Genomic DNA, 13,156 nt, shown 5'->3' on the forward strand with positions numbered 1-13,156 from the left:
ACCCCTCCCGCGTCCCGACACCGCCCCAGGTGTCATGTCCGCACCTGCTCAGCCGTGACCCCCGGCGCCACAGGGGCACCGGGGGTCACGGACGGATCGGCAGGCGGTCGGCCGGCAGGCGGTCAGGAGGCCGCGCTGTGCCACACCGTGGTGATGTTGCAGAACTCGCGGATGCCGTGCCCGGACAGCTCGCGCCCGTAGCCGGACCGCTTCACCCCGCCGAACGGCATGGCCGGGTGGGAGGCGGTCATGCCGTTGAAGAAGACGCCGCCCGCCTCCAGGTCCCTTACGAAGCGGTCCTGTTCGGCTTCGTCCCGGGTCCAGACGTTGGAGCTGAGGCCGAAGGGCGTGTCGTTGGCCAGCCGCACCGCCTCGTCGAGATCCGCGGCCTTGTAGAGGGTGGCCACCGGGCCGAACGCCTCCTCGTGATGGATGCGCATCCGCTCGGTGATGCCCGCGAGCACCGTCGGCTCGTAGAACCAGCCCGCCGCCTGCGACGCGGGGCGCTGCCCGCCGCAGAGCGCCGTCGCGCCGAGCTTCTCGGCGTCGGTGACGAGTTCCTCCAGGTCGGCCCGGCCCTGTTCGGTGGCGAGCGGCCCGACGTCGGTGGACTCGTCCATCGGGTCGCCGATCCGCAGGGCGGCCATCGCCTCGGTGAAGAGCGCGGCGAACTCGTCGTACACGTCGGCGTGCACGATGAAGCGCTTGGCCGCGATGCAGGACTGCCCGTTGTTCTGCACCCGGGCGGTGACCGCGGTCTTCGCGGCCCGCGCGACGTCGGCGGACGGCATGACCACGTACGGGTCACTGCCGCCGAGTTCCAGCACGGTGTGCTTGACGACGTCACCGGCGGTCGCGGCCACCGCGCGGCCGGCCGGCTCGCTGCCGGTCAGGGTCGCCGCCACGATCCGCGGGTCGCGCAGGATCTCCTCGACGGCGCCGGATCCGATCAGCAGCGTCTGGAAGCACCCCTCGGGGAATCCCGCGCGGTGGAACAGGTCGCCCAGGTAGAGCGCGGTCTGCGGAACGTTCGAGGCGTGTTTGAGCAGGCCGGTGTTGCCCGCCATCAGGGCCGGCGCGGCGAACCGGACCACCTGCCAGAGCGGGAAGTTCCACGGCATGACGGCCAGCACCACACCCAGCGGGCGGTAGCGCACAAAGGCGCGGCTGCCGCCGGAGTCCTTGACGTCGGCCGGCTCCGGGTGCTCGTCGGCCAGCAGCCCCTCGGCACGCTCCGCGTACCAGCGCATGGCCTTGGCGCACTTGGCGGCCTCCGCGCGGGCGGCGACCAGCGTCTTGCCCATCTCGGTGGTCATGGTGCGGGCGATGTCATCGCCCTCCTCCTCCAGCAGCGCGGCCGCGCGGCGCATCAGCTCGGCGCGCTCGTCGAAGGAGGTGGTGCGGTACTGGCGGAAGGCGGCGTCGGCCAGGGCGAGCTTCTCCTCGACCCCTGCGGTCCCGAGGGCCTCGAACGTCCTGAGCGTCTCGCCCGTCGCCGGGTTCACGGTCGCGATCGGCACGGCAATGCCTCCTGGGGCTCGGCTGTCCTGATCGTTTGCCCCATTTTCGCGTATGAACCCGCATTCGGCACCGGCGCCGCGCCACCGGGGGCCGGACGGCGGATCCGGGCCGGGAATCCTCAGTGATCCACGGCGTTGAACCGAAGGTGACATCAGCACTCCGAGACATCCCGCTGTCCATCCTTGACCGGTCGCGCACCCGCCAGGGACAGAGCCATTCCCAGGCGCTGCGGGACACCGTCCGCTTCGCCCGGCAGGCCGAGACGCTCGGCTACCACCGGTTCTGGGTCTCGGAGCACCACAGTGTGCCCGGAGTGGCCGGTTCGGCACCGACCGTGCTGGCGGCGGCCGTCGCGGCCGCCACCTCGCGGATCCGGGTCGGTACGGGCGGCGTGATGCTGCCCAATCACCGGCCGCTGGTGGTGGCGGAGCAGTTCGGCGTCCTGGAGGCGCTCTTCCCCGGCCGCGTCGACATGGGCCTGGGCCGGTCGGTCGGGTTCACCGACGGCATCCGGCGGGCGCTGGGCCGTGACAAGGAGGCCGCCGAGGACTTCGGCGCGCAGCTGACGGAGCTGCTCGGCTGGTTCACCGGCGAGCAGCGGGTGCACCCGGAGGTGCACGCCTGGCCGGCCGAGGGCCTGCGGCCCCCCGCGTTCGTGCTGGCCACCGGCTCAGGGGCCGATCATGCGGCGGCGCTGGGGCTGCCGCTGGTGATCGGCGCCGTCCGCGGCGAGGAGCCGATGCTGCGCGCCATCGAGCGGTACCGGGACGGTTTCCGTGCCTCCGCCTGGTCGGCGGAGCCGTACGTCGTGGTGTCCGTGAACGCCGCGGCCGCCGCGTCGCCGGCGGGCGCGCGCCGGCTGCTGCTGTCCGAGGCCTGGTCGAGCGCGTACTCCCGCACCCATGGGGCCTTCCCGCCGCTGCTGCCGACGGCGGAGGTGGAGTCGCTGGAGATGTCCGCGCGGGAGCGCTCGTACTTCGACGCGGCGCTGGAGGGCCAGCTCCACGGGACCGGCGACGAGGTGGCCGCGGCGCTGGGCGCTCTCGTGGGCCGCACCGGCGCCGACGAGCTCATGCTGACCACCAGTACCTTCGACCGCGCGGAACTGCTCGACTCCTTCGGCCGGCTGGCCGTGGCGGCGGGCCTCGGCGCCCCGGCGGGCGCCCTGTAGCGTCGCCCCATGAACGAGTTCAGCGGGCCGCCGGCCGGGCCGGGAGACCTCGACGTCCGGTGGCACGCCGGCTGGCCGTCGGCGAAGCACGACCCCGCACCGGAGATCCAGGTGCACGCGTACGACGAGAGCACGCTGATCCTGCGGCAGAACATGTCGGTGCACTTCGAGGCGCCGTTCGTGTTCCTGTTCCTCGGCGCGGACCGGGCGCTGCTGCTGGACACCGGGGCCACGTCGGACGAGCGGTACTTCCCGCTGCGCCGCACGGTCGACGCGGCGATCGAGGACTGGCTCGTACGCCATCCCCGGCCGGGCTACGGGCTGCTGGTCGCCCACACCCACGGCCACGGTGACCACATCGCGGCCGACGGCCAGTTCACCGGCCGCCCGGACACCACCGTGGTGGGGACCGGTCTGCCGGACGTCATCGACTTCTTCGGCCTGGCGGGCTGGCCGGACACCCGGGCCGAACTGGACCTCGGCGGCGGCCGGATCCTGGACGTGATCCCCGGCCCCGGCCACCAGGAGGCGGCCGTCGTCCTCTACGACCGCGCCACCGGTCTGCTGCTGACCGGTGACTCCTTCTACCCGGGCATGCTCTACGTCCAGGACCCCGCCGCGTTCACCGCCACCGTCGACCGGCTGCTCGACTTCTGCGCCACCCGACCGGTGACCCACGTCCTGGGCTGCCACATCGAGATGACCACCGCTCCTGGTGACGCGTATCCGCGCGGCACCACGTACCAGCCGGACGAGCCGCCGCTGCAGCTGACCGTCGGGCAGTTGACCGCCCTGCGGACGGCGCTCACCGAGACCGGCGGCCGCCCTGGTGCGCACATTTTTGACAACTTCATCGTGGACATCACGGGTTAGCGCCGTCCTCGTTGGCTTCCGGCACCGAGTAGTTCACGTCCGGTCGTCTCGCGATCACCCTGCGGCAGCACAACTCCCCTAACCTGCTTCCCACTTGCTCTCTATGGGAGGCGGCTCATGCGCATGTTCGGACGCACATCGGCAGCGGCGGCACTCGCCGCGGCGGCGGCACTGACCCTTCTCGTCCCGACCGGATCGCAGGCGGCGGGCACCGACACCCTCCCCTACTCCGGCAGCACCGGGGTGGGTGTGCACAACGCGTACGACAAGGCCAAGTACCCGTACTTCGCCGACGCGCTGGACTCCGGTGCCGCGCTGCTGGAACTGGACGTCTGGACCAACGCGCTGGGCGGCGCGAAGTTCCGTGTCTCGCACAGCAACCCCTTCGGCAACGACAACAACTGCGAGAACGCCGCCAACGCCTCCCAGCTGCGCGTCAAGCCGGTCAACCAGGGCCTCGACGGCTGCTTCGCCGACATCAAGGCGTGGAGCGACGCGCACCCCGGACACGCCCCGGTGCTGCTCAAGGTGGAGATGAAGGACGGCTTCAACGACAAGGGCGGCCTGGGCCCCGACGAGTTCGACGCCCTGGTGGGCAGCAAGCTCGGCAACGCCCTGTACCGCCCGGCGGACCTGGTGGGCGGGCACGGCACCCTCGACGCGGCGGCGCTCGCGGGCGCCTGGCCGACCCGGGCCGCGCTGGCGGGCAAGTTCCTCGTCGACCTGATACCCGGCACGGTCGAGGAGAGCAACCCGTTCGACAGCCTGTGGACCGACAAGGAGTACGCGACCCGGCTGCGGAACCTCGCCGCCGCCGGAACGCTGTCCCAGGCGACCGCGTTCCCCGCCGTGCACGGCGCCGCGGCGGCCGACCCGCGGACCTCCCGCTACCCGGACGCGACGCTCAGGCCGTGGTTCGTGTTCTTCGACGGTGACGCCGCCGCCTATGTGGACGGCGGGATCGACACCGCCTGGTACGACAACAGGCACTACATCGTGGTGATGACGGACGTGAACAAGGTGGCGCCCGCCATCGACGGCACCCATCCGACGGAGGCCGAGGCGCGGGCCAAGGCCGCGCAGGTCGCCGCCCGTCACGGCAGCCTGGTGACCGCCGACTGGTACGCGCTGCCGTCCGTACTGTCCTCGGTGTACCCGCGCGGCTGACCCGCTTCCGGATCCGCCACGGTGGTGAGCGGCGCGGCCGGCACGTCCCGCAGCGCGTACAGCGCGAGGGCGGCCGCCGCGGCGCACACCACCGCGGCGCCGATGGCGGCGGCGTGCAGTCCGCCGACGAACGCGTCGCGCGCAGCGCCCAGTACGGCGTCACCGGTCCGGCCGGGCAGCAGCGCGGCCGCCGCCTGGGCGCTGCCCAGGGTCTCACGGACGGTGTGCAGCGCGTCGGGCGACAGTCCCGGCGGCAGGGCGTCCGTGATGTCCCGGCGGTAGACGGCGTTGCCGATGCTGCCCAGCACCGCCATGCCGAGCGCGCCGCCGAGTTCGGTGGCCGACTCCAGCAGGGCCGAGGCGGAACCCGCCCGCTCGGGCGGTGCGACGCCGATGACCATCTCGGTGACCAGCGCCATCACCAGGACCAGCCCGGCGGCGTAGCCGCTCGACGCCACCAGCAGCCACCACAGCGGGGTGTCCGTCCCCACCAGGGTCAGGGCGGAGAACCCGGCGGCGGCCAGCAGGAACCCGGCGCACATGATGACGGCCCGGTCGACTCCGCGCCCGGCGAGACCGGGTGCCAGCGGAGCGGTCGCGCCGACCACGAAGGACGGCACCAGCGCCCACAGCGCGGCCCGCAGCGGACTCATGCCGAGCACCGACTGCAGGTACTGCGTCAGGAAGATGGCGAAGCCCACGGTGGCGAACATGGCCAGGACGTTCACCGCGATGGAGCCGCTGAAGGCGCGCCGGCGGAACAGCGTGAGGTCGATCAGCGGGTCGGGGCGGCGGCGCTGGCGGTGGACGAAGACCGCGCCGAGCAGCAGGCCGGCCACGACGGCCAGCACCGGCACCGGCGCGTAACCGTCCCTGGCCAGCTCCTTGATGCCGTAGATCACCGGCAGCAGGGTGCCCATGGACAGGACCGCGCTCGGCAGGTCGAAGCGGCCGGGGCGCGGGTGCTTGAACTCCGGCAGCAGCAGCGGCGCCAGGATCAGCAGCAGGACCATCGCCGGGATGTTGATCAGGAAGACCGATCCCCACCAGAAGTGCTCCAGCAGGATTCCGCTGAGGACCGGTCCGATGGCGATGCCGCCCGCCATGGCTCCCGACCAGATGCCGATCGCCGTGGCGCGCTGCTTCGCGTCGTGGAACAGGTTGCGGATCAGCGCCAGGGTCGAGGGCATCAGGGTCGCGCCGCCGATGCCGAGCAGCGAGCGGGCCGCGATGAGCGCCCCGGCGCTGGGCGAGTACGCGGCGAGCAGGGACGCCGCACCGAACGCGGTGGCGCCCATGAGCAGCAGCTTGCGGCGGCCGATCCGGTCGCCGAGGGAGCCCATCGTGATGAGCAGCCCGGCCAGGACGAAACCGTAGATGTCGAAGATCCACAGTTGTTGGGTGCCGGACGGCTCCAGTTCACGGCTGATGAACGGCACGGCGAAGTACAGCACCGAGACGTCCATCGAGACCAGCAGCAGGGGCAGCAGCAGGATGCTGAATCCGATCCACTCGCGGCGGCCCGCCCGGCGTCCGCCGCTCGCGTCAGGGATGGTCGTTTCTGGCAGTGCGTCCGGCATCTGATGCCTCTCCCCGTCTGGTGCGTACACTGTATTTCCAACACCGTACACGCCGACCAGCACGCTGCAACAACCCTTGTCCGGCACGGTTTTCGGCACCCACTGCACTAGTTCACCGTGGTAGTGCGGCCGGCCGGCGGGGCCTTCCGGCGGCGTGCCAGGCCGTCCGCCGTGGTCACCCTGCTAGCCTCGGTGGCGTCGGTGCACTAGTACGCTTTGACGCCGTTCCCGCCCGCCGACGAGGGAGATCTCCGTGATCCGGTCCGCCGCCTCCGCGGAACCGCCCTATCTCCGGATCGTCGGCGAGATCCGCCGCCGCATCGCGGCCGGCGAACTGGCCCCGGGCGACCGGGTGCCCTCGACCCGGGGGATCACCCAGGAGTTCGGCGTCGCGATGGCGACCGCCACCAAGGCCCTCACCACCCTGCGCCAGGAAGGCCTGGTCCAGGCGCTGGCCGGCATCGGCACCGTCGTCGCGGAACGCGGCCCCCATTCGTCACCCCCGGCGGCCCGGGCCGCGCAGCCCGCCCGGCCGGTACGGCAGCCGCGTCCGGCCCGTCCGTCCGACGGGGAGCTGACGCGCGAACGGATCGTGCTCGCCGCGATCGCGATCGCCGACGCGGAGGGACTGCAGGCAGCGTCCATGCGCCGGGTCGCCGCCGAGCTCGGCGTGGCCGCGATGGCGCTCTACCGCCATGTGCCGGGCAAGGACGAACTCGTCGTGCTGATGGCCGACGAGGCGGCCGGCCGGGCAGAACTGCCCGAGCCGGGACCGTCCGGCTGGCGGGACCGGCTGGAGCAGGGCACCCGGCTGCAGTGGGAGATGTACCGCCGCCACCCGTGGCTGGCGCAGGTGATGTCGACGACCAGGCCACCGCTGGTGCCCAACGCGATGGCGGTCGTCGAGTGGTCCATGCGCGCACTGGACCACCTCGATCCGGCCGATATGATCCATGTGGCGGTCACGATGGTGAACTACGCCCGGGGCACGGCGGTGAACCTGGAGGCCGAGGCGGAGGCCGAGCACGCCACCGGGATCACCAGCCAGCAGTATCTGGACGCCAACGACGCGGCGATGCGGGCGATCGTGGCGTCGGGCCGGTTCCCCATGTACTCCTCCCTCGCCGGGCGCCACGACCTGGAGATCAGTCTCGACACGATCTTCGAGTTCGGGCTGCGCCGCCTGCTCGACGGCATCGAGGTCTTCGTCACCCGGTAACGGGTCCCCGCCGCCGCATATGCGGCCGTCACAGCACGTGCTTCCGACCCGTGGGTCTCCCATGCGGCCCTTCAACACCCATTTGTGCCATGGATCTAGCTCTTCCTTGCAATCGATCGTCGCAATATTGCGCTGACTTATGGACTTGCTGCAGGGGTGCTCGTAGTCTCTCCCACGCCCGGCCGAAACCCCCACGACACGTGCCCGAAGCGCAGCCGCAACGCGCGCCTCCCGCCCCCCACCTTCGACCTGCAAGGACGTGCCTCTGTGATGCATGCACCCCCAAGTCCCCGCCTCAGGCGCAGTACCACCGCGATCGTCTCGCTCGTCGTCAGCGCGGCCGCCGCACTCACCGGAGTGGGCCTCGCCACCGCGCCCGCCGCGCACGCGGCGGGCGTCGCCGCGCTGTCCCCCCTGGATGTTCCGAACCGTGGCGCGGTCGTGCCGTTCAAGGAGCAGGAGGCGGAGTACGCCGCCACCAACGGCACGGTGATCGGGCCGGACCGGCTGTACGGCAACCTGCCGTCCGAGGCGCAGGGCCGGCAGGCCGTCACGCTGAACGCGGTCGGGCAGTACGTCGAGTTCACGCTGAGCGCCCCCGCGAACGCCATGTCGTTCCGCTACAGCCTGCCCGACACGTCGAACGGTGCCGGGCGCGACGCGGCCATCGACCTGAAGGTCAACGGCTCCACGCTGAAGAGCGTGCCGGTGACCTCCAAGTACAGCTGGTACTACGGCGGCTATCCGTTCAACAACAACCCGGGCGACACCAACCCGCACCACTTCTACGACGAGACCCGGACCCTGCTCGGCTCGACGCTGCCGGCCGGGACGAAGATCCGGCTGCAGGTGGCCTCGACCGCCGCCTCCCCCACCTTCACCATCGACCTGGCCGACTTCGAGCAGGTCGCGGCCCCGATAGCCAAGCCGGCCGGCGCGCTCGACGTGGTCGCCGACTTCGGCGCGGACCCGACCGGCGCCGCCGACTCCACCGCCAAGTTCCAGGCGGCGGTCAACGCCGGCCAGGCCCAGGGGAAGACCGTCTACATCCCGCAGGGCAACTTCACGCTCTACGACCATGTGGTCGTCGACGGCGTCACCCTGGCCGGCGCGGGGCCGTGGTACAGCGTGCTCGGCGGGCGCGACCCGGTGAACCGCAACCGCGCCGCGGGCATCTACGGCAAGTACGTCCCCGGTGGCGGCTACACCGGCGGGGTCCGGCCGCAGGAGGCCAACGGGCCGAGCCGGAACGTCACCCTCAAGGACTTCGCCATCATCGGCGACATCCGCGAGCGCTCGGACGACGACCAGGTCAACGGCCTCGGCGGCGCGATGTCCAACTCCGTGGTCGACGACCTGTGGATCCAGCACACCAAGGTCGGCGCCTGGATGGACGGCCCGATGGACAACTTCACCATCAAGAACAGCCGCATCCTGGACCAGACCGCGGACGGCGTGAACTTCCACACCGGGGTGACCAACTCCACGGTCACCAACACCTTCCTGCGCAACCTCGGTGACGACGGGCTGGCGTCCTGGCCGGAGCGGGTCCCGAACGTCGGCGACTCCTTCACCCACAACACGGTGATCCTGCCGATCCTGGCGAACAACATCGTCACCTACGGCGGCAAGAACTTCACGATCTCCGACAACGTGATGGCGGACACCATCTCCAACGGCGGCGGCCTGCACATCGCCAACCGCTACCCCGGGGTCAGCTCGGGCAACGGCACCGCCGTCGCGGGCACCATCACCGCGGCCCGCAACACCCTGATCAGAACCGGCAACAGCGACTTCAACTGGAACTTCGGAGTCGGCGCGATCTGGTTCGACGGCCTCAACGAGGCGATCAGCGGCGCGGTCATCAACATCACCGACACCGACATCCTGGACAGCTCCTACGAGGCGATCCAGACCATCGAGGGCGGCGTCAGCGGGGTGAACTTCACCAACATCAACATCGACGGCGCCGGGACCTATGCCATCCAGGCCCAGGTGCAGGCCAACATGAAGTTCACCAATGTCACGGCCAAGCACATCGCCCAGGCCGCCACCCCGATCCACAACTGCGTCGGCCCGAGCTTCGTGATCGTCGACGGCGGCGGGAACTCCGGCTGGAACACCGGTTCCACCTGCACCGGCAACTGGCCCGCCCCGATCTGGACCAACGGCGGCATCCCGTCGGATCCCTCGAACCCGCCGACCACCCCGCCCACGACACCGCCCACCACTCCCCCGACCACCCCGCCGGCCTGCGTCCCGGGCACCGGCAACCTCGCGCAGGGCAAGCCCGTCACCGCCACCAGCGCCAACGGCGCCTACAGCGCGGCGAACGCCGTCGACGGCAACGCCGGCAGCTACTGGGAGAGCAACAACAACGCGTTCCCGCAGTCGCTGACCGTCGACCTCTGCGCGGCCACGAGCGTCGACAGCGTGACGTTCAAGCTGCCGCCGGGCTGGGAGTCGCGCTCGCAGAACATCACGGTCCTCGGCTCCGCCGACGGATCGAACTTCAGCCAGCTGGCCGCGCCGAAGGCGTACGCCTTCGACCCGGGCGGCGCCAACACCGTCACCGCAGGCTTCACCGCCGCGAATGTGCGCTATGTCCGGGTGACCGTCTCGGCCAACACCGGCTGGCCGGCCGCCCAGCTCTCCGAGCTGGAGGTCCGCCACACCGGTACGACGCCGCCGACGACTCCGCCCACCACACCCCCGACCACCCCGCCGGCCGACAGCAACCTGGCCGCGGGCAAGAACATCAGCGCCACCAGCAGCAACGACGTCTACGCGGCCCGCAACGCCGACGACGGGAACTCCACCAGCTACTGGGAGAGCGCGAGCAACACCTTCCCGCAGTCGCTGACCGTCGACCTGGGCGCGGCCACCGCGGCCGGCCGGATCGTCCTCAAGCTCCCGCCGCCGTCGGCCTGGGCCACCCGCACGCAGACCCTGAGCGTGCTCGGCAGCGCCGACAACTCCTCGTGGAGCACCCTCAAGGGCTCCGCGGGCTACACCTTCAACCCGGCGAGCGGCAACAGCGCCAGCATCACGCTGCCCGCCGGAACCACCACCCGCTATCTGCGGCTGACGTTCACGGCGAACACCGGATGGCCCGCGGGCCAGCTCTCCGAGTTCGAGGTGTACGCCTCCTGACCCCCGCTCCGACGGCCCCGGCCGGCAACCAGCACCACGCCGGCCGGGCCCTCGCGCGTCGTGTCACTTCACGCCAGCCGGTCCACGTCCAGGCGGGCGGTGACGCGCTTGCCGCCGTGGACGCGCTCGGCGGTGACCTGCCGGCACAGCCGGCCGACGATCTCCATCCCGTGACCGCCGATCCGCAGCGGGTCGGGCTCGAAGCGCCGGGGCAGCTGGGAGCTGGTGTCCCAGACCGTGATCTCGACGGCGCCGCCGCAGTAGCCCAGCTCCATCACATACGGCCCCGGGGCGTAGCGTCCGGCGTTGGTCACCAGCTCGCTCACGACCAGCAGGATCTCCTCGGCACGTTCGCCGGGCACCGGGGCGGCGCGGTCCGGGGCGAGGCCGTCGAGGAACGCGGCGGCCGTGTCGCGGGCGGCCGCGATGGTGCCGTCTCTGCCCGAGTAGCGGACCGATCGCCGCAGAGGCTCCGTCACGGTGGTGAGTACATCCAGCATGTGGGGTGAGCCCCTTCTGCCTCGCCGGTCACGTGCTCGTTCTCTTCGCCCTCTGCCCCAGCTGCGGTGTTCCATGCGTGGCGGGAGCCACCGGACGGTCGCCGTCCGGTTCACCGGGGCCGATGCCGGCCCGGCGGGCCGCGCTCTCCAGGGCCCGCACGGCCAGCCACAGCACGCCGATGTCGTCGATCAGGATCGGGTCGGGCAGCAGATCGACCGGGCAGAGGAGATAGGCGATGGCTCCCCAGAACATCGCCTTCCCGGTCAGCGGGACATGGGCGGCCACCAGCAGCCGGCGCACCCGGACCAGGCGCACGGCCAGCCGTACGGCGATGACCAGCATGATCACGACGGCCAGTGCCGCCAGGGTCCATACCAGGGTGGTGTCGCTCATCCGGTCCTCCAGTCGGCGGGCCGGCCCGGCGGGCGCCCGTCCGGAGTCCTGTACCCGCTCCGGCCGGGCCACTCGCCGGTGGCCACCTCAGTGTTCCATGACCGTCCGTCCGCGGCGGCCCCGGTCAGCGGCGGCGCCGGCGGCGGCTGGGGACGGACCATCCGGAGCCGAGTCCCGCCAGGTGGAGGGCGACCAGCACGAGCCCCACGAGCTGGAGGCTGCCGGGTGCGAATACGATGTCCGTCGAGGTTTCGGTCGCGTTGATGATGAAGGCGACCGCGAAGACGACGGCCGCGGCGATGGCGAGCATCCGGACTTCCTTTCCCAAGCTTTTTTGAGCCTCCCGAGCACACCGGAGGTTCACACGATGTCCACAACTGATCGGTCATCCCTGCGTCTTGCCCGCATTCGGCCCTTCAACCGCCGGATGCCCGGCGACCGTGTCCGGATCCGCGGGTCCGGCCGGCCCGGCTGGACCGGCGGTTCCCGGGTATCCGACTGGCAAATCGGCACACCGCCGACTCCGTACTGTTCAGCGAGCACCGTCTCGAGGGGCACCGTTCCACCGGGCAGCGTCCGCTGCGCACCGTTTCACCGAGGAGCCGGAAATGATCGACGAGCAGGCCGTACTGGCCCTGGGGCCCACCGGCGGCAAGCCCGCGGCGGTCGCCCGGGCGACCGGACGCCGGCGGCTGGTCCTGCGGGCGCTGCGCGGCGCGGCCGTCGCCGCCTGGGACGAGGACGCCTCCGAGCGGGCCGCGGCACTCACGTACTACGCCATGCTCGCCCTGTTCCCCACCCTCCTGGTGACGGTCTCGGTGATCGGCCTGGCCGGGACCTCCTCGACCAGCGATCTGATCGCCCAGGTCACGGCAGTGGTGCCGGCCGAGTCGCGGCAGCTCGTCGCGAGCACCATGAAGGACATGGCCCAGGAGCACTCGGCGGCCTGGTTCCTGGCGGCCAGCGGCACGGTGGCGGCGATGTGGTCCGCCTCCAGCTACCTCGCCGTCTTCCGGCGGGCGCTGCACTCGATGTACGGCGTGACCGACCACCGGCCCGCCTGGCGGACCGCGCCGCGCATCGTCATCACCGCGCTGGTGCTGCTCACCCTGCTGGTCTGCAGTGCGGTCACCCTGATGGCGACGGGTCAGCTGGCCCGTCGTGCCGGCCAAGTGCTGGGGATGGACGAGGCGGCGGTGACCAGCTGGAACGTGCTGAAGTGGCCCCTGCTGCTGTGCCTGGCGACGGTGCTGGTCCTGATCCTGTTCCGCTCGGGGCCCGCCAGGTTCCGGCCGCTGCGCGTGATGGCGCCGGGCGGCGCGCTGGCCGTCGTGCTGTGGCTGCTCTCCTCGGTGGGGTTCGCCCTCTACGTCTCCGTCTTCGGGACGTACAGCCGGCTGTACGGGTCGCTGGCCGGGACCGTCGTGTTCCTGGTCTGGCTGTGGGTGTCCCACATCGCGCTGCTCGTCGGCGCGCATTTCAACGCCGAACTGGCCAAGGGGCGCAGCGCCCGGACGGTCTCCGACGACCGGTCAGATCCGCTGTCCGAACAGGTTTCTGAGGGCGCGTAACCCGCAC

11 protein-coding genes are annotated in these 13,156 nt (G+C 71.5%); 6 read left to right on the plus strand and 5 right to left on the minus strand.

What is annotated here, in order from left to right:
• Nucleotides 1–122: 122 nt before the first annotated feature.
• On the minus strand, nucleotides 123–1,520 hold the full coding sequence (locus tag LNW72_RS08785) for an NADP-dependent succinic semialdehyde dehydrogenase (protein ID WP_250974894.1): 1,398 nt from the start codon (nucleotides 1,518–1,520) through the stop codon (nucleotides 123–125).
• A 146-nt stretch (nucleotides 1,521–1,666) separates the two neighbouring features.
• On the opposite strand from LNW72_RS08785, the gene LNW72_RS08790 reads away from it, so the two are divergent.
• The 3 genes from LNW72_RS08790 (at nucleotide 1,667) to LNW72_RS08800 (ending at nucleotide 4,732) form a co-directional block, all read left to right on the plus strand.
• Nucleotides 1,667–2,692, plus strand: coding sequence for an MsnO8 family LLM class oxidoreductase (locus tag LNW72_RS08790; RefSeq protein ID WP_250974895.1), 1,026 nt, complete (start codon nucleotides 1,667–1,669; stop codon nucleotides 2,690–2,692).
• A gap of 9 nt (nucleotides 2,693–2,701) precedes the next feature.
• Complete coding sequence (locus tag LNW72_RS08795; RefSeq protein WP_250974896.1) at nucleotides 2,702–3,565, plus strand: MBL fold metallo-hydrolase; 864 nt, start codon at nucleotides 2,702–2,704, stop codon at nucleotides 3,563–3,565.
• Between the two features lie 117 nt (nucleotides 3,566–3,682).
• Nucleotides 3,683–4,732, plus strand: coding sequence for a phosphatidylinositol-specific phospholipase C domain-containing protein (locus LNW72_RS08800; protein WP_250974897.1), 1,050 nt, complete (start codon nucleotides 3,683–3,685; stop codon nucleotides 4,730–4,732).
• Here the strand turns inward: LNW72_RS08800 and LNW72_RS08805 are convergent.
• Nucleotides 4,660–6,312: an MFS transporter gene (locus LNW72_RS08805; RefSeq protein WP_250974898.1), complete on the minus strand. Its 1,653-nt coding sequence runs from the start codon at nucleotides 6,310–6,312 to the stop codon at nucleotides 4,660–4,662. The genes LNW72_RS08800 and LNW72_RS08805 overlap by 73 nt on opposite strands.
• Nucleotides 6,313–6,565: 253 nt before the next feature.
• Here LNW72_RS08805 and LNW72_RS08810 point away from each other — a divergent pair, with 253 nt between their 5' ends.
• Nucleotides 6,566–7,531, plus strand: coding sequence for a TetR/AcrR family transcriptional regulator C-terminal domain-containing protein (locus tag LNW72_RS08810; RefSeq protein ID WP_250974899.1), 966 nt, complete (start codon nucleotides 6,566–6,568; stop codon nucleotides 7,529–7,531).
• Between the two features lie 270 nt (nucleotides 7,532–7,801).
• On the plus strand, nucleotides 7,802–10,684 hold the full coding sequence (locus tag LNW72_RS08815) for a discoidin domain-containing protein (RefSeq protein WP_250974900.1): 2,883 nt from the start codon (nucleotides 7,802–7,804) through the stop codon (nucleotides 10,682–10,684).
• A gap of 68 nt (nucleotides 10,685–10,752) precedes the next feature.
• Here the strand turns inward: LNW72_RS08815 and LNW72_RS08820 are convergent, their stop codons facing one another.
• From LNW72_RS08820 to LNW72_RS08830, 3 genes are all read right to left on the minus strand, one after another.
• Nucleotides 10,753–11,163, minus strand: a complete 411-nt coding sequence (locus LNW72_RS08820; RefSeq protein WP_250974901.1) for an ATP-binding protein — start codon at nucleotides 11,161–11,163, stop codon at nucleotides 10,753–10,755.
• A 49-nt stretch (nucleotides 11,164–11,212) separates the two neighbouring features.
• Nucleotides 11,213–11,578 (minus strand): YkvA family protein, encoded by a 366-nt coding sequence (locus LNW72_RS08825; protein ID WP_250974902.1) that lies wholly within the window; start codon nucleotides 11,576–11,578, stop codon nucleotides 11,213–11,215.
• Nucleotides 11,579–11,702: 124 nt separating this feature from the next.
• Nucleotides 11,703–11,888 (minus strand): hypothetical protein, encoded by a 186-nt coding sequence (locus LNW72_RS08830; protein WP_138353066.1) that lies wholly within the window; start codon nucleotides 11,886–11,888, stop codon nucleotides 11,703–11,705.
• A 298-nt stretch (nucleotides 11,889–12,186) separates the two neighbouring features.
• On the opposite strand from LNW72_RS08830, the gene LNW72_RS08835 reads away from it, so the two are divergent.
• Entirely contained in the window at nucleotides 12,187–13,149 is a 963-nt protein-coding gene (locus LNW72_RS08835; RefSeq protein ID WP_250974903.1) for a YihY/virulence factor BrkB family protein, read from the plus strand.
• Nucleotides 13,150–13,156: the final 7 nt, after the last annotated feature.

Origin of the sequence: Streptomyces sp. RKAG293 (genome assembly GCF_023701745.1) — a bacterium.
GTDB lineage: Bacteria > Actinomycetota > Actinomycetes > Streptomycetales > Streptomycetaceae > Actinacidiphila.